Below are 20,901 nucleotides of genomic sequence, written 5' to 3'. Positions count from 1 at the left end.
ATGGGTGCGGCCGGGTCAGTCGTCGGTCGGCGCGTCCGGAAGCAGGTCAGGCCGTCGCAGGCGGGTGCGGACGAACTGCTGCTCGCGACGCCATGCCGCGATCGCACCGTGGTTGCCGCTGAGGAGGACATCGGGGACCGCGCGCTCCCGCCACACCGACGGCTTCGTGTACGACGGGTACTCGAGGAGGCCGTCCTCGTGCGACTCCTCGACCAAGCTCTCCGGATTGCCGACGACACCCGGGATCAGACGGCCGATGGCCTCGATCATCGCCATCGTCGCCACCTCGCCGCCGTTGAGGACGTAGTCGCCGAGGCTCAGCAGCCGCACCTCGCCACGCTCGGCGGCGTACTCGAAGACGCGCTCGTCGATGCCCTCGTAGCGGCCGCAGCCAAACACGAGATGGTCGCGCCCCGCGAGCTCGCGCGCGGTCGCCTGGGTGAAGACCTCCCCGGCCGGCGACGGGAAGATGATGGTCGGCGCGGGGGTGGCATCCGCCGTGAGCTCATCGAGCGCGAGACCCCACGGCTCCGGCTTCATGACCATGCCCGCTCCCCCGCCGTAGGGGGTGTCGTCGACGGTGCGATGCCGGTCGTGGGTCCAGTCGCGGAGATCGTGCACCCGGAGGTCGAGCAGGCCCGAGCCCCGGGCCTTGCCGAGCAGGGAGAGCGTCAGTCCGTCGAAGTACGACGGGAAGATGGAGACGACGTCGATGCGCACGGGGGAACCGTATCAGCGGTCACTCGGCGGTGTCGGAGGGAGTGGTCTCATCCTCCGACTCGGGAAGCTCCTCGAAGAGCCCGGCCGGCGGGGTGACGATGATGCGCCCGGCGGCGACCTCGACGGCGGGGACGATGGCCTCGACGAACGGGACCATCACCTCGTCCGTGCTGCCGGTCGACGTGGGCTTGACGATCAGGAGGTCCTGCGCGGGCAGGTGCTCGACCCGGACCACGCGGCCGATGACCACCTCGTCGCGGACGACGTCGAGACCGACGAGCTGGTGGTCGAACCAGGCGTTGTCCTCGGTCTCGTCCTCGTCCTGATCCATCCAGAGGATGGCGCGGACGAGGCTCTCGGCGGCATTCCGGTCGTCCACGTCCTCGAAGAAGACGACGGGGTTCCCGTTCATCACGCGGTACTCGCGGACGACGATCTCCTTGCCGTGCCACGGAGATGCCTCGGGCACCTGCAACGTGAACGCGGCCCCGGGGACGAAGCGCCGCTCCGGGTTGTCGGTGTAGAGCTCGAGCTTCAGGGCGCCCTTGAGCCCGTGGGCCTTGACCAGGCGCCCGACGCGCAGCTGATTACGGCCCTGGGTGCGGTCCTGCGACACCACGTCAGTCGTCCGCGACATCGACGCGGACACGACGCCCGTCGGCGAGAGCGCTGACGAGGGTACGGAGGGCCTTGGCCGTGCGGCCGCCGCGCCCGATCACGCGACCACGGTCGTCCGGGTGCACACGCACCTCGAGCAGGTCGCCTCGCGGCGACGACGATTCGTGGATGCGCACGTCTTCGGGGTGATCGACGATCCCCTTGACGATGTGTTCGAGCGCGGCGGCGAGCACGATGGATTACTCGGCGTCGGCGGCGGAAGCCTCGGAGGCCTCCGCGTCGGCGTCGGCGGCGGGGGCCTCCGCAGCGGGGGCCTCCTCCTTCTTCTCCGCCTTGGGCTTGATGACCGACTTCTTCGAGGCGTCGGCCTCGAATGCGACCTTCTCGCCGGCGACCTTGAGGGTGGACTTGGCGTCCTTGTCGCCCTTGAAGGTGCCCCAGTCGCCCGTGATCTTGAGGATCGCGGTGACCTGCTCGGTCGGCTGCGCGCCGACAGAGAGCCAGTACTGCGCACGCTCGGAGTCGACCTCGATGAACGAGGGCTCCTCGGTGGGGTGGTACTTGCCGATCTCCTCGATCACACGACCGTCGCGCTTGGTGCGCGAGTCGGCGACGACGATGCGGTAGTACGGCGCGCGGATCTTGCCCATGCGCTTGAGACGAATCTTGACAGCCACGATTCTCCTGAATGGTGTGGAAGGAAACGAACCGGTCGCCTGGAGCGTGGGGTGCACACCCGGCGGAAGCTCAAATGAGGAGGACGAGCGCTGGATAGAGGGTCGAGCACGTCGTCCGACCCTCTATTCTGCCAGATGCGTGCGCCGGGTGCGAAACCCGGCGACACGGCGTTGCGGAGCAGGCCCGGCCCCGTGTCAGACTGTCCCCGTGCAGCTCGACTTCGCCGCTTCGGCCCGCTCCACCGTCGGTCTCGAGTGGGAGATCATGCTCGCCGATCCCGAGACCGGTGATCTCGTCGGTCGCGCGCCGGAGCTCCTCGCCGCGCTGGAGGCGGAGAGCGAAGACGAACGCCACACCGTCACCGGCGAGCTCCTCACCAACACCATCGAGGTGACCAGCGGGATCGGCGACTCCGTGGCCCACGCCGTCGACGACATCGCGAACGCGATCGCGGCGGTGCGGTCGGCCACCGACCCGGCAGGGATCGAGCTGCTCTCCGCCGGAAGCCACCCGTTCGCCCAGTGGTACGACCAGTCGGTGACCGACAAGACGCGGTACCACAGCCTGATCGAGCGCACCCAGTGGTGGGGGCGCAACATGATGATCTGGGGCATCCACGTGCACGTGGGCGTCGACGAGCAGCGCAAGGTCTTCCCCATCATCAACGCACTGTCGGCCTATCTCCCCCACCTGCAGGCGCTGTCGGCGTCCAGCCCGTTCTGGGCCGGGGAACGCACGGGGTACGCCTCCAACCGCGCTCTCGTCTTCCAGCAGCTGCCCACGGCCGGCCTTCCCTGGCCGCTGCGCGACTGGTCGGAGTTCGAGCGCTACCTGGACGACATGGTCCGTACCGGAGTCATGGCCGACGCCACGGAGGTGCGGTGGGACATCCGTCCCGCTCCGCGCTGGGGCACGATCGAGGTCCGGGCGTGCGACGGCCTGTCCACCCTCTCCGAGATGGCCGCGGTGGCCGCGCTCGTGCAGGTCCTCGTCGAGCACTTCTCCCGGCTCCTGGACGAAGGGGCCGCCCTCCCCGACCTCCCCGCGTGGTTCCACCGCGAGAACAAGTGGCGCGCGGCCCGATACGGCCTGGACGCCCGGGTCATCGTCGACACGATCGGCACGCAGCGCCCCGTGCGCGAGCATCTCGCCGAGAAGATCGAGGAACTCACCCCGGTCGCGGTCGAGCTCGGATGCGTCCGTGAGTTCGGCAGCATCGGGACGATCCTCGACGGCGGCGCGAGCTACGCCCGTCAGCTCGCGGTCGCCGACGCCACGGACGGCGATCTCCGCGCTGTCGTCCAGCACCTCATCCGCGAGTTCCGGACGGGGCCGCAGTCGTCCATCGAAGGCGAGTGATCCCCGCGCCGCTCAGTCCTCGACGAGGCGGCGTGCGAGTCCCTCGTCCAGCACGACGTCGGTGATGAGCTCGGCGGCGATCGCCGCACGCAGGCTCGCGAGCTTCGGCACGCCGGAGACGACGCACACGCGTCGGGGAACGCGGCGCAGCCGGTCGAGTCCAGGGCCGGTCGCCCGTGCATTGAGCCGGATGTCGCGCCAGGAGCCGTCGGCGCGGAAGAAGACCGTCGCCACGTCGCCGATCGCGTGGTCCTCCCGCAGACTGCGGTAGTCCTCCCGACCGAGATAGCCGCCGACGTAGACCCGGCTGGGCACCTCTGCCGCCGGAGAGCCGAGACTGAACACGGCGATGTCCATCTTCGCCTGCAGGTCCAGGACGCGCCGGGTGCTGCGCTCGCGCCACATCGCCTCGCGGGTGGCGGGGTCGTCGAAGAACGCCGGGACCGGGAACTGCTGCACCTGCGCCCCGAACGCACTGCCGAAGCGCTGCAGGATGTCACTGGAGTACTCCACACCGCTGGTCTGGGTGTTCCCGGCGCCGTTGAGCTGCACGAATGTCGTGTTGTGCGTCTCCTTCTGGGTGAGCCCGCGGCTGACCGCGCTGATCGTCGACCCCCAGGCGACGCCGACGATCATGTTCGAGTCCACGAACTGGGACAGCAGTCGCCCGGCGGTCAGCGCCACCCGCTCCAGGCGCTCGACCTCACTCACGATCTCGGCCATCGGAACCACGTGCGCAACGACGCGGTGGCGATCCCTGATGCGCTGCTCGAGCATCCCGAGGCGTTCCAGCGGCGAGTTGATCCGGATGTCGACGAGGCCACTCTCGCGCGCGAAGCTGAGCAGCCGCGACACGGACGATCGCGAGGTTCCGAGCTCCTGCGCGATGACCTCCATGGTCTTGTCCTGCATGTAGTAGAGCTGCGCAGCCGTGAGCGCGGCGATCAGCTTCCCGTCGCGCGAAGGCGCTCCGGATTCCGCCATGATGACCTCCTCTCCCTCGATCCTTGCACATATGTGCAGCCAGCTTGCGCGCGGCGTCACTGAGGTCGATGCTGGTGGCAAGCAAGGAAGAGAGGGTCGACGATGATCGATTCCACCCACACGTCCCCGGAGCGGGACGCGGTCCGCGCGCTCCGCGAATCCGGGCGCACCAGTGTCCTCGTCATCGGCGGCGGCATCAATGGCATCTCCACGTTCCGCGACCTGGCCCTGCAGGGCGTCGACGTCGTCCTCGTCGAGCGCGGCGACTTCGCCTCCGGTGCCTCCGCGGCGTCGAGCCACATGATCCACGGCGGCATCCGCTACCTGGAGAACGGCGAGTTCCGTCTCGTCCGGGAGTCGGTGGAGGAGCGCAACGGGCTGCTCAAGATCGCTCCGCACTACGTCAAGCCGCTGCAGACCACGATCCCGATCTACTCCACGTTCTCGGGCATCCTCTCCGCTCCCCTGCGCTTCCTCACGCACAAGAGCGGGAAGCCGAAGGAGCGCGGCGCCTTCCTCATCAAGGTCGGCCTCACCATCTACGACACGTTCTCGCGCGACGGCGGCACCGTGCCCCGGCACCGCTTCCTCGGCCGCAAGAAGTCGCTGGCCGAGCTGCCGTCGATGGACCCGAAGATCAAGTACACCGCGACGTACTACGACGCGTCGATGCACGACCCCGAGCGCCTCGCGCTCGATGTGCTGCAGGACGGCCGCGCGAGCCACCCCGGCGCAGTGGCTCTGAACTACGTCGAGGCGATCGGCCGCGACGGCGAGCAGATCACCCTCCGCGACCGGGAGAGCGGCACCGAGTTCACCGTGACCGCGGATGTCGTCGTGAACGCCTCCGGCCCGTGGACCGACCTCACGAACGACGCCCTCGGCACCGATACCCGCTTCATGGGCGGCACCAAGGGCTCGCATATCGTGCTCGACCACCCCGAGCTGCTGGAGGCCACGCGGGGACGCGAGATCTTCTTCGAGCACTCCGACGGTCGCATCGTGCTGATCTACCCGCTCAAGGGGCGCGTCCTCGTAGGCACGACGGACATCGACGCCGACCCGCGCGAGGTGCCGGTGTGCACGGAGGAGGAGATCGACTACTTCTTCGACCTCATCCACCACGTGTTCCCGTCGATCTCGGTGACCCGTGAGCAGATCGTCTACAACTTCTCCGGCATCCGTCCGCTCCCCCGCCACGAGGACACCGCTCCCGGCTTCGTCTCCCGCGACTACCGCGTCGAGGTCGACCGCCAGGGCGCCGTTCCGCTGGTGAGCCTCGTGGGCGGCAAGTGGACCACGTTCCGCGCGCTCGGCGAATCCCTCTCCGACACCGTCCTCGGCCTCCTCGGCCGCACGCGCACCGTGTCCACGGCGGGGCGTGCGATCGGCGGCGGACGTGAGTTCCCGCGTACCGAGAAGGCGAAGCGGATCTGGATCCAGGAGAACCTCCCCGGCGCCGGCACTCGCGCCGACCAGCTCCTCGCGCGCTACGGCACCCGGGCAGCGGCCGTGTGGGCCTTCGTCGAGCAGGGGGACGACGCGCCCCTCGCCGGCGGCGACCTCTCGACCCGCGAGCTGGAGTGGATGGTGAACGAGGAGATGGTCACCCGTCTCGAGGACGTCATCCTCCGCCGCACGAGCATCGCCTTCACCGGCGGCGCCCGAGCGGAGGTGCTCGACGAGATCGCCGACGCCCTGGCTCCGCTCCTCGGCTGGGACCGCGAGCGTCACGACGCCGAGGTGGAGCAGACGCGGGTGCTGCTCAACGAGCGACACGGACTCCACATCCCGTCCCGCGCCCGCGGCTGACGGGGCGCCGACCACCGCGCCCTCCTCGCGGTGCTACCCCATAAGGGGTCGGGGCAGAGGGGCCCCGACCCGCAAGAAAGGTCAACGAAGACATGACTGACGTCAATCTCGGTCTCTACTTCCTCTCCGAGCTCGTCGGCACCGCCATGCTGGTCCTGCTCGGTTGTGGTGTGGTCGCGAACGTCGCCCTGGCGAAGAACAAGGGCTTCGGCGGCGGCTTCCTGATGGTCAACTGGGGATGGGGTCTCGCGGTGTTCGCGGGTGTGCTCGTCTCGGCGTACTCCGGTGCCATCCTGAACCCGGCCGTGGGCATCGGCCTACTGGTCGCCGGCAAGATCACCTTCGCGATGTTCCTCACTGCGACCGCCGCGGAGCTCCTCGGCGCGATCATCGGTGCGATCGTGGTCTGGCTCGCCTACAAGCAGCACTTCGACCAGGAGCCGGAGGCCGCCAACAAGCTCGGCGTCTTCTCCACCGGCCCCGCCATCCGCTCGTACGGCTGGAACCTCGTCACCGAGATCATCGGCACGTTCGTCCTCGTGTTCGTCATCTTCGCGTTCGCGGACTACGGCGACATCGAGGTCGGCACGCCCGGTGGCCTCGGCCCGCTCACCGCCCTTCCGGTGGCCCTCCTGGTGGTCGCGATCGGTGCGTCGCTCGGTGGCCCCACCGGCTACGCGATCAACCCGGCTCGTGACCTCGGTCCGCGCATCGCCCACGCGATCCTCCCCATCCAGGGCAAGGGTTCCAGCGACTGGTCCTACTCGTGGGTGCCCGTCGTCGGTCCGCTCATCGGTGGTGTCATCGCCGCCCTCGCCGCCCCCGGCCTGCTCAGCCTCGCCGGCTGATCCCCCTCAACCCCTCGGGAATTCAAAGGAGAACACATGGCTGACTACATCATCGCGATCGACCAGGGAACGACGTCGAGCCGCGCGATCATCTTCGACAAGAAGGGCAGCATCGTCGCCACCGGTCAGAAGGAGCACGAGCAGATCCTTCCCAAGGCCGGCTGGGTGGAGCACGACGCCGCCGAGATCTGGCGCAACGTCCAGGAGGTGATCGGTCTGGCCCTGGGGCGCGCCGATCTCACCCGCCACGACATCGCCGCCGTGGGCATCACGAACCAGCGCGAGACCGCCGTCGTGTGGGACAAGACCACGGGCAAGCCGGTCTACAACGCCATCGTCTGGCAGGACACCCGTACGCAGGAGATCGTCAACCGCCTCGCGGGCGACGAAGGCGTCGACCGGTTCAAGTCGATCGTCGGCCTCCCGCTGGCGACCTACTTCTCCGGCACCAAGATCACCTGGATCCTGGAGAACGTCGAAGGTGCCCGCGAGAAGGCCGAGGCCGGAGACCTGCTCTTCGGCACGACCGACTCCTGGGTCCTGTGGAACCTCACTGGCGGCGTCGACGGCGGCGTGCACGCGACAGACGTCACCAACGCCTCGCGCACGATGTTCATGGACCTCGAGACGCTGGAGTGGCGCGACGACATCCTCGAGGCGTTCGGCGTGCCGCGCTCGATGATGCCGGAGATCCGCTCCTCCTCCGAGGTCTACGGCGCGGCCGAGAGCTCGTCGCTGCTCCGCGAGACGCCGATCGCCGGCATCCTCGGCGACCAGCAGGCGGCGACGTTCGGACAGGCCGCGTTCCAGAAGGGCGAGAGCAAGAACACCTACGGCACGGGATGCTTCCTCATCTTCAACACGGGCGAGGAGATCGTCCGCTCGAAGAACGGGCTGCTCACCACCGTCGGCTACAAGCTCGGCGACCAGCCCACGCACTACGCGCTGGAGGGGTCGATCGCCGTCACCGGATCGCTCATCCAGTGGCTGCGCGACCAGCTCGGCATCATCTCCTCCGCTCCCGAGGTCGAGGAGCTGGCCGAGAAGGTCGAGGACAACGGCGGCGTGTACATCGTCCCCGCGTTCTCGGGTCTCTTCGCCCCCTACTGGCGTCCGGACGCCCGTGGCGCGATCGTCGGCCTCACCCGCTACGCGAACAAGAACCACATCGCGCGCGCTGCGCTGGAGGCCGTGGCCTTCCAGACCCGCGACGTGCTCGACGCGGTCAACGCGGACGCCGGAGTGGACCTCAGCGAGCTCAAGGTCGACGGCGGCATGGTCGCCAACGACGCGCTCATGCAGTTCCAGGCCGACATCCTCGGCGTCCCGGTCGTGCGGCCGGTCGTGGCGGAGACCACCGCGCTCGGTGCGGCCTACGCCGCGGGCCTCGCGGTCGGCTTCTGGAGCGGCCTCGACGACCTGTCCGCGAACTGGCAGGAGGACCGCCGCTGGGAGCCCTCGCTCGACGAGGCCGAGCGCGACCGCCAGCTGCGCCTGTGGCGCAAGGCCGTCACGAAGTCGATGGACTGGGTCGACGACGACGTGCGCTGATCGCCACACGACGAGGCGGGTCCGGGTTCTTCCCGGGCCCGCTTCGTCGTCTCCAGCTCGAGCTTCTGCGGAGTCGCCTGCACGATCCGGATACGGTGGCCCGCCCGTTCCGAGGATTCCGTCGTGCATCTGCTCCCGGGTCGTGCAGCCGGAGCAGGGTCTCAGGAGGCTGCCGCGACGATGTCGAGGAAGGCGCGCGCGGCGCTGCGCGGTGCCGCGGCGTCCCAGGCCAGGTGCTCGACACGGACCGGCCCGTCCTGGACCTCGACCGTGTCGACGACGTCCCGATACCCTCGCACCACCCCGGGCGCGAGCAGCGTGACGGCGAGGCCCGCAGCGACCAGGCCGATCAGCCCCGCGGCCGTGTCGGATTCGAAGGCCACGTCCCGCCCGACCCGCGCGGCCAGGAACGCCGCATCACTCTGCGCGCGCCCCGATGTTCCGGCGGGGAAGTCGGCGAACGCGGAGTCCGCGAGATCGCTCAGCCGTACCCTCCGCTTCGCGGCGAGGTGGTGCCCGCGAGGCAGTACCGCTACCAGCGGCTCGTGGGACAACGGGCGGGAGGCCACCCCTCCTGGTTCCGCTCCCTCCCGAAGCCCGAGGAAGGAGACGTCGAGGTCGCCCTGACGGATCGCGGCCATGAGGCCGTCACTGTTCCCCTCGCGGAGTTCCACGCGGGCGGCCGGATGCGCGGTGCGATAGGCCACGAGGAGCGCGGGGACGTCGACGGCGGTCACCGTGGGGATGATCCCGAGCCGGAGCGTTCCGACGACTTCGCCCGCAGCGGCCGCGGCATCCTCCCGCGCCTGATCCGCGGCGCGCACCGCGAGACGCGCGGAGCGGAGGAACGCCTCTCCGGACTCGGTCGCACGGACGCTGCGACTGGTGCGCGCGAACAGCCGCACCCCCAGCTCGCGTTCGAGTGACGCGACCTGATGACTGAGCGCCGACTGCGTCACGTGACAGCGGTCCGCCGCGCGGGTGAAGGACCCGGTATCCGCCACGGCGACGACATATCGCAGGTGCTGGAGTTCCATGTATCCATGATCGCCCTTCATGGATGGTGTGACAACAATGCGTTGGACTCATCGCGATGTCGCGCGCAGGCTGGGAGCATGAACCGCTTCACCCTCACCCTCGTCACGGCGCTCGCCCCCGCGGCGTGGGGTACGACCTACCTGGTCACGACGGAGCTGCTCCCCGCCGGGCATCCGCTCCTCGCCGGCCTCCTCCGCTCGCTTCCTGCGGGTCTCCTCGCGGTGCTGCTGGCCCGGCGCCTGCCGCACGGCGCCTGGTGGGGAAAGGTCCTCGTGCTCGGCGCCCTCAACATCGGCGCCTTCTTCCCGCTACTGTTCCTCGCGGCCGAACGCCTCCCCGGCGGGGTCGCCGCGGCCGTCGCCGGAGCGCAGCCGCTCATCGTCCTGGGAATCGGAGCGCTCGTGCTCGGGGAGCGTATCCGCCCGGTGTCCGGCGCCGCCGCCGTGCTCGGGGCAGGGGGCGTCGCCCTCGTCGTCCTCGGCCCTGCCGCCGCGCTGGACCTGTGGGGCCTCATCGCGGCTCTGGGCGGCGTGACCGCCACCGGTCTCGGGATGATCCTCACCAAGCGCTGGGGACGCCCCGCCGGCGTCGGCCCCGTGGCCTACGCGGGCTGGCAGCTGAGTGCGGGCGGACTGCTGCTCCTCCCCCTCACCTTCACGGTCGAGGGCCCGCCTCCTGCCCTCGACGCGGGGGCGCTCCTCGGTTACCTCTGGCTCGCGACAGCGGGAGGGATCATCGCCTACACGCTCTGGTTCCGCGGTATCCAGCGGCTGCCCGTGATCGTGCCCGGCCTGCTCGCACTGCTCTCGCCGATCGTCGCGACGGTGCTCGGAGTGCTCATCGCCGGCGAGAGCTTCACCCTCGTTCAGCTTCTGGGCATCGTGATCACGCTCGCCGCCCTCGTCGGCGGGCAGTTCGCGGCACGACCGCGAGGCACGCCGGCGGCCACGGTCGATCCTTCCGCCGCGCCGGTGGCCGTGCGCTGAGTTCCCGGCCGCTCAGCCCTTGCCAAACAGCTTCTGGATCTCGGCGAGGTCTGCCTCCGAGGGCGCTGCGCTTCCCCCGCCGAGGCCGAAGCCCGAGCCGGTGGGTGCCGTGGAAGCCGCGAGGCCGGCGTTCTCGGCCGCGCGCTTCGCCGGGTTGCCGGAGCGGGAGCGGTTGCCGCCGCCGCCCTTGCCCTTCTTGCCGCGCTTCGACGAGGCGCCGGGCTTGCCCATGCCGGGCACCGGACCCATGCCGGGGATGTTCGGCGTGCCGCCACGGGCGACCGTCTTCATCATCTTCGCGGCCTGCTCGAAGCGCTGAACGAGCTGGTTCACGTCCGTGACAGTCATGCCGGAGCCGCGCGCGATGCGCAGACGGCGCGAGCCGTTGAGGATCTTGGGGTTGCGACGCTCTACCGGCGTCATGGACCGGATGATGGCTTCGGTGCGGTCGATCTCGCGCTCGTCGAAGTCCTCGAGCTGCTGCTTCATCTGACCCATGCCCGGGAGCATCCCGAGCATCTTCTTCATCGAGCCCATCTTCTTCATCTGCTGGAGCTGCTCGAGGAAGTCCTCCAGGGTGAAGGCCTCGTTCGCGAGCTTCTCCGCGACCTTGCGTGCCTCCTCCTCGTCGAAGGCCTGCTGGGCCTGCTCGATGAGGGTCAGGATGTCGCCGAGGTCGAGGATGCGGCTCGCCATCCGGTCGGGGTGGAACGGCTCGAGGTCTTCCAGCCGCTCGCCCGTCGAGGCGAAGATGATCGGACGACCGGTGACCGAGGCGACCGACAGAGCTGCTCCGCCTCGCGCGTCACCGTCGAGCTTGGAGAGCACGACGCCGGTGAAGTCCACGCCCTCTTGGAAGGCCTTGGCGGTGTTGACGGCGTCCTGACCGATCATCGCATCGATGACGAAGAGCACCTCGTCCGGGTTGACCGCCTTGCGGATGTCGGCGGCCTGCTTCATGAGCTCGGCGTCGACGCCGAGGCGGCCGGCGGTGTCGATGATGACCACGTCGTGCTGCTGCCGGCGGGCGTGCTCGACGCCGTCGCGCGAGACCCTGACCGGATCGCCGACGCCGTTGCCGGGCTCGGGCGCGTACACCGTGGCACCGGCCTGCTCGGCGACGACCTGGAGCTGGTTCACCGCGTTCGGGCGCTGGAGGTCGGCGGCCACGAGGAGCGGCGTGTGGCCCTCGCTCTCGAGCTGCTTGGCGAGCTTTCCGGCGAACGTCGTCTTCCCCGAACCCTGGAGGCCGGCGAGCATGATCACGGTCGGCGCCGTCTTGGCGAACTGCAGGCGCCGCTGCTCACCGCCGAGGATCTGGACGAGTTCCTCGTTGACGATCTGCACCACCTGCTGCGCGGGGTTCAGTGCCTTGTTGACCTCGTCGCCGAGCGCGCGCTCGCGCACCTTGGCGGTGAAGTCCTTGACGACCGCGAGCGCGACGTCGGCGTCGAGCAGCGCACGACGGATCTCGCGCACCGTGCCGTCGACGTCGGCGGGGGTGAGCTTTCCCTTCGTGCGCAGGTTGCGGAAGGTGTCGGTGAGCCGATCGGAGAGCGTGCCAAAGGTAGCCATGGTGCGTACGATTCTACGCGAGCGGAGCCTCCACGCTCAGCGCGGCACGAAGGCGACTCGCCGAAACCCCGCCTCGCTGTCGAGACCCCGCCCGGCGCGCGCCTGCACACCGGGGCCTCGGCGCGAAACCGGGGTCTCGCGAGGCCGGTCAGTCCCCCCAGGGGAGATCGTGGACACGGGCGAGCGCCTCGTGCAGCACGGAGTCCGGAGTGCCGCGGCCCGCGCCCTCCTCCGCCCACACCCGGAGCGCCGACATGACAGCGGCGGCCTGCGCGGCCCCGAGCACGTCGGCGCGCATGACGTCGATCCCCGCGGCGCAGGCGGCGCGCGAGACGGCGGCGGACAGGCGGGCGAGCCGCAACCCCGTCTCGCGCACCAGCTCATCCTCGAGCGCCATGGCCGCCGCATTCCGCAGGGCCAGAGCCAGGGGATCCGGCGCGAAGTCCTGGACGATGCCGTGAAGGATCAGCCGCACCCGCTCCCCTGTGGCATCCCGGCCGAGATCGCCGAGCGCCGCGATCGCGACGCCGATGCGCTCGTCGATCCCGGACCACAGCACATCGCTCTTGGACGTGAAGTAGTTGAAGAAGCTGGAACGGCTGACCCCCGCCCGCTGCGTGATGTCGGCGATGGAGGTGGCCTCGTACCCGCGCTCCAGGAAGAGCTCGCAGGCGGCCTCGGCGAGGGTCTCGCGCGAGGAGGCCTTCGGGCGGCCGGCGCGACCAGTCCGGTTCATGACTTCACGGTACCGCGCGCCGCGCCACACTCCGGACGGGGATGTATTGTTAGACGCAATCCATGTATTAGAGGGAAGCGACGACGCATGCTCGACATCCTCACCCCCGGCTTCATGCCGACCCCTGTCCCCTATCCCGACGGCTGGGCCCTGCAGCGCCGCGTGCATGCGGACGTCGTGTCCGGTGCCCGCCCTGACACGCTCATCCTGCTCGAGCACGCCGCCGTCTACACCGCGGGCAAGCGCACGGAGGACCACGAGCGCCCCCAGGACGGGACCCCGGTCATCGACGTCGACCGCGGCGGGAAGATCACCTGGCACGGGCCGGGACAGCTCGTCGGCTATCCGATCTTCCGGCTGCCGGAGCCGATGGACGTGGTCGCACACGTCCGGCGTCTGGAGCGGATCCTCATCGAGGTGCTGCGTCCGTTCGGGGTCGACGGGCACCAGGTCGAGGGGCGCAGCGGTGTGTGGGTGCGCCGACCGCTCTCGGAGGACAAGGTGGCCGCGATCGGCGTGCGGGTGCAGCAGGGCGTGACCATGCACGGCTTCGCCATCAACTGCGACAACAGTCTCGCCCCCTTCCGCGACATCATCCCCTGCGGCATCACCGACGCCGGCGTGACCACGGTGAGCGAGGTGTCCGGCCGCGTGGTCGGCCCGCTCGACCTCGTCGACGCCGTGCAGGACGCCTTCCGCACCGCGCACGCACCCGACCTGACAGGAGTCCCGGCATGACCGCCGCACCCGAGGGGCGCAAGCTCCTCCGCCTCGAGATCCGCAACGCGGAGACCCCGATCGAGCGCAAGCCCGAGTGGATCAAGACCAAGGCCAAGATGGGGCCGGAGTACTCCGCGTTGCACTCGCTCGTGAAGAGCGAGGATCTGCACACGGTGTGCCAGGAGGCCGGCTGCCCGAACATCTACGAATGCTGGGAGGACCGCGAGGCGACGTTCCTCATCGGGGGATCGCAGTGCACGCGTCGCTGCGACTTCTGCCAGATCGACACCGGCAAGCCCGCCGACTACGACACCGACGAGCCGCGACGCGTCGCCGAGAGCGTGCAGCGGATGAATCTCCGCTACGCGACCGTGACGAGTGTGGCCCGCGACGACCTGCCCGATACGGGGGCCTGGCTGAACGCCGAGACGGTGCGCAAGATCCATGAGCTCAACCCGAACACCGGCGTGGAGCTGCTGGCCAACGAGCACAACGCCGACCCGGCCTTCCTCGGCCAGATCTTCGACGCGCGCCCCGAGGTGTTCGCGCACAACGTGGAGACCGTGCCCCGCATCTTCAAGCGCATCCGTCCGGCGTTCCGCTACGAGCGGTCGCTGAACGTTCTCACCCAGGCCCGCGACGCCGGACTTATCACGAAGTCGAACCTCATCCTCGGCATGGGCGAGGAGCCGGAGGAGGTCGTCCAGGCGCTGCAGGACCTCCACGACGCCGGCTGCGACATCATCACCATCACTCAGTACCTCCGCCCGACGCCACGGCATCTTCCCGTCTCGCGGTGGGTGAAGCCGGCCGAGTTCGTCGAGTTCAAGGAGGAGGCGGAGCGGATCGGCTTCCTCGGGGTGCTCGCCGGTCCGCTGGTGCGCTCCTCGTACCGCGCCGGGCGGCTCTGGGCGCAGTCCATGACCTCGAAGGGACGGGAGATCCCCGCGCACCTCGCGCACATCGCGGAGAGCGCCGACCTCGGCTTCGCACAGGCGGTCTGACGAGCGGCGGTCAGTCGGCGCTCATGACCGACTGCACGCTGCCGTCGGAGCCCAGGTTCACGAGCAGCACGTCGTCGGTGGCGCTGTCGTCGAGCGCGTACTCCAGCACCGCGAACGGCTCGGAGCCGCCGTGCTCGTCCGCGAGGATCGTCATGCTCATCAAGCGCAGCGATCGGATGATGTCCACGGCCGCGTCTCCGGACACGTCGATGAGGATGTCGGGGAGGTCGTCGCCGAACACCTCCTGCTGCTGCAGGATGTACTCGGTCACCTCGCTCGTGCGGTCGTCCACCTCGGCGAGCATCCCGCGCCGTGCGGTCGCGTCCACGTTCTCCAGGCCGGCGATGAGCCCGGCGGCGATGTCGAGGGCGTCGGCGGAGACGTCGTCCTGGTCCGGGGCCGTCAGGTCCACGGTCACGCTCTGGTCGCCGAGCTCGACCGTCTCCGACCAGAAGATCGAGCCGTCGGGGCCCGATGACAGCAGTCCGAAGTAGTCGTGTTCGATCGCCATAACGCTATGAAACCAGCCTGGTGCTCGGGGCGGAAGCCCTGTGTCAGCCGACCAGCGCCTGCACGAAGACGTGCGGCGTGAAACCGGTCAGATCATCGATGCCCTCGCCCTGCCCGAGGAGCTTCACCGGGATGCCCGTGCGCTCCTGCACCGCGAGCACGAAGCCGCCCTTGGCCGAGCCGTCGAGCTTGGTGAGCACGAGACCTGTGACGCCGGCGTGCTGCAGGAAGGTCTCCGCCTGCATGACGCCGTTCTGCCCCGTCGTGGCGTCGAGGACGAGGAGCACCTCGCTGATCGGGGCCTGCTTCTCGACGACGCGGCGGATCTTGCCGAGCTCGTCCATGAGACCGCCCTTGGTGTGCAGCCGTCCCGCCGTGTCGATGATCGCGATCTCGATGCCCTCGCGCTTCGCGTACTCCACGGTCTGGAAGGCGACAGATGCCGGGTCCTGGCCCTCCTGCTGCGGTCGGACGATGGCCGCTCCCCCGCGCTGCGCCCAGGTGGCGAGCTGGTCCACGGCCGCGGCACGGAAGGTGTCGGCGGCTCCCACGACCACACTCCGCTGGTAACCGCGGAGGAACTTCGTGAACTTGCCGATCGTCGTCGTCTTTCCCACGCCGTTCACGCCGACGACGAGGACCACGGCGGGCCGCTCGGTGAGCTTCAGAGTGGTGTCGAACTTCGCGAAGTGCTCCTCCAGGGTCTCCCGCAGCATGCGCTGGAGATCCTTGGGGTCGGTGGTGCGGTACTTCGCGACCTTGTCGCGCAGCTCGTCGACGATGCGCTCGCTGATGTCGGGGCCGAAGTCCGCCGTGATCAGCGCCGTCTCCAGGTCTTCCCACGTCGTCTCGTCGATGGTGGGCTTCACGAACATGCCGCGCAGCGCGCGACCGAGAGACCAGGACTTCTCTGCCATGTGTCCAGCCTACGGGTAGCATCCAGGGATGCACCGCGCGCCGCTCCCGCACCGGGTGTTCCTCCACGGCGCCGGGAGACGCGGCACAGCTGCGTGGCCCTCCCAGGCTTCGGAGTCGGGGACCTTCCTCAGCTTCCCGCCGGGGTCGTCCGTCGAAGCGCAGGCGGGCGCTCTCGTCGCCGGAGAACGTGACCGGACGCCGCTCCTGTTCGCCCACTCCATCGGGGCGGTCGCCGCCGTCCGCGCCGTCGCCGACGGTCTGCGGGTGTCCGGACTCGTCCTCGTCGAGCCCGCCCTGTACGACATCGCCCGCGGTGACGCGCCGATCGAGCGACATATCGCCGTGGTCACGGAGGCGCGAGCACGCGCGGCCGAGGACGACCTCTACGGCTTCTGGGCGCTGTTCCGTCCGCTCATGTTCGGTGGCCCGCTGGACCGCGCGTCCTGGCCGGACGAGCGCGCGGTCGCGGAGCACTGGGCGACCGCGAATCTCCCGTGGGGACACGGCATCCGGGAGCATTCCCTCGCTGGCGTGCCGGCCCTCGTGGTCACCGGCGGCTGGAACGAGGAGTACGAGCTCATCGCCCGACGACTCGTCGATGTCGGGGCCGAGCAGATCGTCCTCTCGGTTTCACTCACCGTCCCCAGGACCACCCCGACTTCCCCGCCACCGTCACCGCATTCGAACAGTCCCTCATGATGTGACCCGCCCTGGTCCGTCCGAGCACAGCTTCGGAGACCGCAGGCGACGCGCCGGATCAGACGGCCGACACGCCGGGTGGAGGCTCCGATCTCCGAAGCCGTGCCCGGGGACGGAGGCAGCCGGAGTCAGACGGCGGCGGCAGCGCGGTCGCCGACACGCTGCCCGACCACCGCGGAGACGCCGTCCTGGCGCATCGAGACCCCGTAGAGCGCGTCCGCGATCTCCATCGTCCGCTTCTGGTGTGTGATCACGAGGAGCTGGGAGCTCTCGCGCAACTGCTCGAAGACCGTGAGCAACCGGCCGAGGTTCGCGTCGTCCAGGGCGGCCTCGACCTCGTCGAGGATGTAGAACGGGCTGGGGCGCGCCTTGAAGATCGCCACCAGGAGGGCCACCGCGGCCAACGACCGCTCACCGCCGGACAGCAGCGACAGCCGCTCGATCTTCTTCCCGACGGGACGGACCGAGACCTCGATCCCCGTCGTCAGCATGTTCTCCGGATCGGTCAACGAGATGCTGCCCGTGCCGCCGGGGAACAGCAGGGGGAAGACCTGGCCGAACGCCTCCTTGGTGTCCTCGAACGCGCTGGCGAAGATCGTCTGCATGCGCTCGTCGAGGTCGGCGATGATCGTCAAGAGGTCCTGCCGGGTCTGCGTCAGGTCCGCGAGCTGCGTGGTGAGGAACGCGTGGCGCTGCTCCAGGGCGGCGAACTCCTCCAGCGCGAGCGGGTTGACCCGACCGAGCTGGGCGAGCTTCCGCTCCGCGTCCGCGAGGCGCCGCTGCTGGATGCGCCGGTCGAACGGGATCGCGGTGTCGTCGAGCAGTTCGCCGTCGGCCGGCTCCGTCCCGGGATCCCGCGGCACGAGCTGGTCAGGACCGTACTCGGCGACGAGCACGTCCTCGTCGAGGGCGAGCTCCGAGGACACGCGCTCCAACAGGCTGTTCAGGTGGAGCTTCTTCTCGTGGATCTGCAGCTCCAGGCCGTGCACGCTCTCCGTGAGCCCGGCCAGACGCTCCCGCAGCGACGATTCCTGGGTGCGCAGCGCGACGAGCTCCTCGTTCTGCGCCGACCGCGCGGCTTCCGCCTCCGCCAGCGCGACGCGGGCCTCGGTGACCGAGCGGTCGAGGGAGTCGAGGATGCGCGGCAGCTCGTCCACGACTCCGGACGCCGCCTCGCGCTGCGCCCGGCGGATGACAGCGCGGCGGGCGGCCTCCGCGGCCGCGTCCCGCTCCTGCTCGCGCTGCCGCTCCAACGCGGTCACCCGAGACTGCGCGGCACGGACGCGCTCGCGCAGCGTCTCGACCTCCAGGCGGGCACGGACCTCGCCCTCGCGGGCACGCTCCAGGGCCTCCAGCAGACCGTCGCGCGCCGAGGCGTCGAGCACCGGACGGGGCGCGGCGATCGCGGCATCGAGCTCCGCCTTCGCGGCCTCCGCCTTCGCCTCTGCGTCAGCCACGGCGGCCTGCGCCTGAGCGAGCCCGGTCTCGAGGCGGTCGCATTCGGCGACAGCGGCCTCATGGCGCACGGTCACCTTGTTGACCTGCTCCGCGTGCGTCGCGAGGGCGGCGTCGTGCTCGCGAAGGGCGCGCAGCGCGTCCTTCGCCTGCCGCCGCGTCTCCTCCACGGCCTCGTCGGCGTCGATGCGGGCCTCGCGCAGGGAGTCGACGACGATCTGGATCTCGGTGAGCCGCTCGGTCGCGGCGTCCCGCTCCGCCGCGAGCTCGAGGCGGGAGCGCTCGCCGCCGGACCCCGTGCGCAGGGTCTGGGCGGTGATGACGTCGCCTCCGGTGGTCACGATCGTGGTCGACGCGTCGCCCGCAGCATCGAGAGCGCGCCGCGCGGCCCGCGCGGCATCGAGGTCCACGGCGATGAGCACGTGCGCCAGGATCCCGAGAACGCCGTCCGGCGCGGTCACCGTCTCGGTCGCGGCGAGCACACCCTCGACGTCCGGAGGGGTGGGGTTCTCCCTCGGGGCGTCGGCGACCACGAAGTCGACCACGCCCCGGCGGCGCTCTGCGGCCTCCGCCGCGAGGGCGAAGGCATCGTCCGGGGAACCGACCAGCACACCCTCGGCCAGCGGACCGAGCACGGCCGCGATCGCGGCTTCGTATCCCGCCCGCACCTGCACGGCATCGCCGACGAGACCGCGGATTCCGGGGCCGCCCTCCGCAACGATCTCGGCGGCACCTCCTGACAGCGACAGCGCACTGCTCAACGCAGCGGCCTTCGCCGTGAGGGCGTCGACCTCGCGCTCCGCGGCGTGCAAGCGCTCGCGAAGGCTCTCCCGTTCCGCCTCCGCCGCCGTCGCCGCACGCTGGGCGCTCTCGTAGGCGGCGGCGTACTCGACGGCCGTGCCCTCGGGAGCTTCCGCGTCGTCGATCGCCTCCAGGGCCTCTTCGGCCTCGCGTCGTCGGGCGTGCGCCGCCTCGAGCGCGTTCTCCTGACGCAGCACCGCGCCGCGGACCGCGGCCAATGCCGACGCGGCCGCATCGGCGTTCCCGCGGAGAGACGAAAGCCGCATGTCGTACTCGGAGACGAGCGCGCTCTGCTCCGCGATGTCGACATCGAGCGTGTCGAGCTCGGCGCGGGCGTTCACGACCTCGCGGCTGGCCGCAGCCGCGGCATCCTGAGCGTCGCCGAGGCCGGAGGAGATCGTCTCGATGTCCTCCTTCGCCTCGTCGATGGTCGCCTGTGTGACGGTCACCGCGGTCACGGCCGCGTCGTCCTCCTCGGACCCGAGGAGCGCAAGGCGCTGGTTGGCGAGCGTGTACAGGCCCCGCATGCGCTCCTGCACCTGTTCGAGTCCGAACGCGACGCTGCGCGCCTCGTCGACCGCGATCGAGTTCTGGTTCTTCTCCAGACGAGCGATCCCGGCGCGCACGGTCTCGGCTTGGTCGGACAGCACGAGACGCTCCGTGTGCCGCTCCTGCTCGGTCCGGGTGTGGTCCGCGAGGGCCGTGCGCAGCGCCACGACGTCGTCGGCGAACAGGCGGGCCTTGGCATCGCGCACGACGGCGGCGATGGTCTGCGCCTCACGCGCGATCTCCGCCTGGCGCCCGAGGGGCTTGAGCTGTCGGCGGATCTCCCCGGCGAGGTCGCTCAGACGCGTGAGGTTGGCCTCCATCGCGTCGAGCTTGCGCAGCGTCTTCTCCTTGCGACGACGGTGCTTGAGGATGCCGGCCGCCTCCTCGATGAAGCCGCGGCGATCCTCCGGCGAGGCCTGGAGCACGGTGTCGAGCCGCCCCTGACCCACGATGACGTGCATCTCCCGCCCCAGGCCGGAGTCGCTGAGCAGCTCCTGCACATCGAGCAGACGGCAGCTCTCGCCGTTGATGGCGTACTCGCTGGAGCCGTTGCGGAAGAGCGTGCGGCTGATCGTCACCTCGGCGTATTCGATCGGCAGCGCGCCGTCGGCGTTGTCGATCGTGAGCTGCACCTCGGCGCGCCCGAGGGGACCGCGGGTCGAGGTGCCGGCGAAGATGACGTCTTCCATCTTCCCGCCGCGGAGCGTCTTCGCCCCCTGCTCCCCCATCACCCAGGCGAGGGCGTCGACGACATTGGACTTTCCGGAGCCGTTCGGTCCGACGATGCACGTGACGCCGGGCTCGAACACGAAGGTCGTGGGCTGCGCGAACGACTTGAACCCCTTGAGCGTCAGGCTCTTCAGGTGCATGGGGCGACCGCTCGTCCGGGGAGATTCACGCCGCTACGCTACCGGAATCCCGCGGAACGGCCGGTATCCCGCGCGGTCGTCGCGGACCCCGCCTCCGCCGCGACACGCCGGTGCTACCACGAAATGCTTGACGATCTCCTGAGAGTTTCGCTACGGTGGCCTCCGGATCGCCACACGAAAGGAGGTTACCGATGATGATCACTCAGCACACCGCAGAGGTCTTTGGCCTCGCCGCGCCCGCGCACTCCGCGCCGCGCCTCGCGGCATCGGTGACCGCCGGCGTCCGTCACGGCTCGCTCGGCTAGAACCGCAGCCTGGGAACGCAGGCCCGATCCGGGTCTTCTCCCGCCTGTTCTGTCGCGACCCACCCTCTGATCCCCTTGGATCATGGATCCCCGCCGCCTCCGGCCTCCGCATTCCGCGGCTCCACAGGCGCTGCTCTCGTCCGCACCCGCCGCGGCCGACGACTCG

At 70.0% G+C, this 20,901-nt stretch carries 19 protein-coding genes; 8 read left to right on the top strand and 11 right to left on the bottom strand.

Annotated features, from left to right (window positions below):
* Positions 1 to 15: 15 nt before the first annotated feature.
* From trmD to rpsP, 4 genes are read right to left on the bottom strand one after another with little or no spacing between them, the layout of a single operon-like run.
* Positions 16 to 720 carry a tRNA (guanosine(37)-N1)-methyltransferase TrmD gene (trmD, locus tag WFJ36_RS03625; RefSeq protein WP_292789490.1) on the bottom strand — a complete coding sequence of 235 codons (705 nt, stop codon included), beginning with the start codon at positions 718 to 720 and terminating at the stop codon, positions 16 to 18.
* Positions 721 to 739: 19 nt separating this feature from the next.
* A complete protein-coding gene (gene rimM, locus WFJ36_RS03620) occupies positions 740 to 1,357 on the bottom strand; it encodes a ribosome maturation factor RimM (protein ID WP_071328527.1) in 618 nt (205 codons plus the stop codon).
* Entirely contained in the window at positions 1,341 to 1,571 is a 231-nt protein-coding gene (locus tag WFJ36_RS03615; RefSeq protein WP_025103341.1) for an RNA-binding protein, read from the bottom strand. Before WFJ36_RS03615 ends, rimM begins: the two co-directional genes overlap by 17 nt.
* Positions 1,572 to 1,577: 6 nt before the next feature.
* Positions 1,578 to 2,015, bottom strand: a complete 438-nt coding sequence (gene rpsP / locus WFJ36_RS03610) for a 30S ribosomal protein S16 (protein ID WP_071328526.1) — start codon at positions 2,013 to 2,015, stop codon at positions 1,578 to 1,580.
* A gap of 208 nt (positions 2,016 to 2,223) precedes the next feature.
* On the opposite strand from rpsP, the gene WFJ36_RS03605 reads away from it, so the two are divergent.
* Positions 2,224 to 3,375, top strand: coding sequence for a glutamate--cysteine ligase (locus WFJ36_RS03605; RefSeq protein WP_292789487.1), 1,152 nt, complete (start codon positions 2,224 to 2,226; stop codon positions 3,373 to 3,375).
* A 12-nt stretch (positions 3,376 to 3,387) separates the two neighbouring features.
* On the opposite strand, the gene WFJ36_RS03600 is transcribed toward WFJ36_RS03605, so the two are convergent.
* Positions 3,388 to 4,359, bottom strand: a complete 972-nt coding sequence (locus tag WFJ36_RS03600; RefSeq protein WP_071328524.1) for a sugar-binding transcriptional regulator — start codon at positions 4,357 to 4,359, stop codon at positions 3,388 to 3,390.
* A gap of 102 nt (positions 4,360 to 4,461) precedes the next feature.
* On the opposite strand from WFJ36_RS03600, the gene WFJ36_RS03595 reads away from it, so the two are divergent.
* The 3 genes from WFJ36_RS03595 to glpK all read left to right on the top strand — a co-directional run bounded on the left by WFJ36_RS03595 (position 4,462) and on the right by glpK (position 8,570).
* Positions 4,462 to 6,171 (top strand): glycerol-3-phosphate dehydrogenase/oxidase, encoded by a 1,710-nt coding sequence (locus WFJ36_RS03595; protein ID WP_071328523.1) that lies wholly within the window; start codon positions 4,462 to 4,464, stop codon positions 6,169 to 6,171.
* Between the two features lie 92 nt (positions 6,172 to 6,263).
* Positions 6,264 to 7,019, top strand: coding sequence for an MIP/aquaporin family protein (locus WFJ36_RS03590; protein WP_071328522.1), 756 nt, complete (start codon positions 6,264 to 6,266; stop codon positions 7,017 to 7,019).
* Between the two features lie 36 nt (positions 7,020 to 7,055).
* The gene (gene glpK / locus WFJ36_RS03585; RefSeq protein WP_292789483.1) at positions 7,056 to 8,570 is read left to right on the top strand and encodes a glycerol kinase GlpK; all 1,515 of its coding nucleotides are present in this window, start codon (positions 7,056 to 7,058) and stop codon (positions 8,568 to 8,570) included.
* Between the two features lie 161 nt (positions 8,571 to 8,731).
* On the opposite strand, the gene WFJ36_RS03580 is transcribed toward glpK, so the two are convergent.
* Complete coding sequence (locus WFJ36_RS03580) at positions 8,732 to 9,607, bottom strand: LysR family transcriptional regulator (protein WP_292789481.1); 876 nt, start codon at positions 9,605 to 9,607, stop codon at positions 8,732 to 8,734.
* A 78-nt stretch (positions 9,608 to 9,685) separates the two neighbouring features.
* On the opposite strand from WFJ36_RS03580, the gene WFJ36_RS03575 reads away from it, so the two are divergent.
* Positions 9,686 to 10,594 (top strand): EamA family transporter, encoded by a 909-nt coding sequence (locus WFJ36_RS03575; RefSeq protein ID WP_292789479.1) that lies wholly within the window; start codon positions 9,686 to 9,688, stop codon positions 10,592 to 10,594.
* A 12-nt stretch (positions 10,595 to 10,606) separates the two neighbouring features.
* Here WFJ36_RS03575 and ffh read toward each other — a convergent pair whose 3' ends face one another.
* Both ffh and WFJ36_RS03565 read right to left on the bottom strand, forming a co-directional pair.
* On the bottom strand, positions 10,607 to 12,169 hold the full coding sequence (gene ffh, locus WFJ36_RS03570) for a signal recognition particle protein (RefSeq protein ID WP_292789477.1): 1,563 nt from the start codon (positions 12,167 to 12,169) through the stop codon (positions 10,607 to 10,609).
* Between the two features lie 148 nt (positions 12,170 to 12,317).
* Positions 12,318 to 12,905 carry a TetR/AcrR family transcriptional regulator gene (locus WFJ36_RS03565; protein WP_071328752.1) on the bottom strand — a complete coding sequence of 196 codons (588 nt, stop codon included), beginning with the start codon at positions 12,903 to 12,905 and terminating at the stop codon, positions 12,318 to 12,320.
* 87 nt (positions 12,906 to 12,992) lie between these two features.
* On the opposite strand from WFJ36_RS03565, the gene lipB reads away from it, so the two are divergent.
* A complete protein-coding gene (gene lipB / locus WFJ36_RS03560) occupies positions 12,993 to 13,643 on the top strand; it encodes a lipoyl(octanoyl) transferase LipB (RefSeq protein WP_025103331.1) in 651 nt (216 codons plus the stop codon).
* Positions 13,640 to 14,629, top strand: a complete 990-nt coding sequence (gene lipA / locus WFJ36_RS03555) for a lipoyl synthase (RefSeq protein ID WP_025103330.1) — start codon at positions 13,640 to 13,642, stop codon at positions 14,627 to 14,629. Before lipB ends, lipA begins: the two co-directional genes overlap by 4 nt.
* A gap of 10 nt (positions 14,630 to 14,639) precedes the next feature.
* Here lipA and WFJ36_RS03550 read toward each other — a convergent pair whose 3' ends face one another.
* Together WFJ36_RS03550 and ftsY are read right to left on the bottom strand one after the other, a co-directional pair.
* Entirely contained in the window at positions 14,640 to 15,140 is a 501-nt protein-coding gene (locus tag WFJ36_RS03550; protein ID WP_071328517.1) for a DUF2004 domain-containing protein, read from the bottom strand.
* 43 nt (positions 15,141 to 15,183) lie between these two features.
* A complete protein-coding gene (ftsY, locus tag WFJ36_RS03545) occupies positions 15,184 to 16,056 on the bottom strand; it encodes a signal recognition particle-docking protein FtsY (protein ID WP_071328516.1) in 873 nt (290 codons plus the stop codon).
* 28 nt (positions 16,057 to 16,084) lie between these two features.
* Between ftsY and WFJ36_RS03540 the strand changes: the two genes are divergently transcribed.
* Entirely contained in the window at positions 16,085 to 16,756 is a 672-nt protein-coding gene (locus WFJ36_RS03540; RefSeq protein WP_336642659.1) for a hypothetical protein, read from the top strand.
* Between the two features lie 128 nt (positions 16,757 to 16,884).
* Here the strand turns inward: WFJ36_RS03540 and smc are convergent, their stop codons facing one another.
* A complete protein-coding gene (gene smc, locus WFJ36_RS03535) occupies positions 16,885 to 20,430 on the bottom strand; it encodes a chromosome segregation protein SMC (protein ID WP_336642658.1) in 3,546 nt (1,181 codons plus the stop codon).
* Positions 20,431 to 20,901 lie beyond the last annotated feature (471 nt).

It is taken from the genome of Microbacterium sp. MMO-113, assembly GCF_037148555.1.
Lineage (GTDB): Bacteria > Actinomycetota > Actinomycetes > Actinomycetales > Microbacteriaceae > Microbacterium.
This window is presented reverse-complemented; position numbering and strand designations above follow the sequence as displayed.

What these genes read in the sequence shown, in the direction of transcription:
- rimM (WP_071328527.1), bottom strand. Translation starts at nt 1,357, where the DNA reads ATGTCGCGGACGACTGACGTGGTGTCGCAGGACCGCACCCAGGGCCGT.
- WFJ36_RS03600 (WP_071328524.1), bottom strand. Translation starts at nt 4,359, where the DNA reads ATGGCGGAATCCGGAGCGCCTTCGCGCGACGGGAAGCTGATCGCCGCG.
- WFJ36_RS03595 (WP_071328523.1), top strand. Translation starts at nt 4,462, where the DNA reads ATGATCGATTCCACCCACACGTCCCCGGAGCGGGACGCGGTCCGCGCG.
- WFJ36_RS03590 (WP_071328522.1), top strand. Translation starts at nt 6,264, where the DNA reads ATGACTGACGTCAATCTCGGTCTCTACTTCCTCTCCGAGCTCGTCGGC.
- glpK (WP_292789483.1), top strand. Translation starts at nt 7,056, where the DNA reads ATGGCTGACTACATCATCGCGATCGACCAGGGAACGACGTCGAGCCGC.
- WFJ36_RS03580 (WP_292789481.1), bottom strand. Translation starts at nt 9,607, where the DNA reads ATGGAACTCCAGCACCTGCGATATGTCGTCGCCGTGGCGGATACCGGG.
- WFJ36_RS03575 (WP_292789479.1), top strand. Translation starts at nt 9,686, where the DNA reads ATGAACCGCTTCACCCTCACCCTCGTCACGGCGCTCGCCCCCGCGGCG.
- ffh (WP_292789477.1), bottom strand. Translation starts at nt 12,169, where the DNA reads ATGGCTACCTTTGGCACGCTCTCCGATCGGCTCACCGACACCTTCCGC.
- WFJ36_RS03565 (WP_071328752.1), bottom strand. Translation starts at nt 12,905, where the DNA reads ATGAACCGGACTGGTCGCGCCGGCCGCCCGAAGGCCTCCTCGCGCGAG.
- lipB (WP_025103331.1), top strand. Translation starts at nt 12,993, where the DNA reads ATGCTCGACATCCTCACCCCCGGCTTCATGCCGACCCCTGTCCCCTAT.
- lipA (WP_025103330.1), top strand. Translation starts at nt 13,640, where the DNA reads ATGACCGCCGCACCCGAGGGGCGCAAGCTCCTCCGCCTCGAGATCCGC.
- WFJ36_RS03550 (WP_071328517.1), bottom strand. Translation starts at nt 15,140, where the DNA reads ATGGCGATCGAACACGACTACTTCGGACTGCTGTCATCGGGCCCCGAC.
- ftsY (WP_071328516.1), bottom strand. Translation starts at nt 16,056, where the DNA reads ATGGCAGAGAAGTCCTGGTCTCTCGGTCGCGCGCTGCGCGGCATGTTC.
- WFJ36_RS03540 (WP_336642659.1), top strand. Translation starts at nt 16,085, where the DNA reads ATGCACCGCGCGCCGCTCCCGCACCGGGTGTTCCTCCACGGCGCCGGG.
- smc (WP_336642658.1), bottom strand. Translation starts at nt 20,430, where the DNA reads ATGCACCTGAAGAGCCTGACGCTCAAGGGGTTCAAGTCGTTCGCGCAG.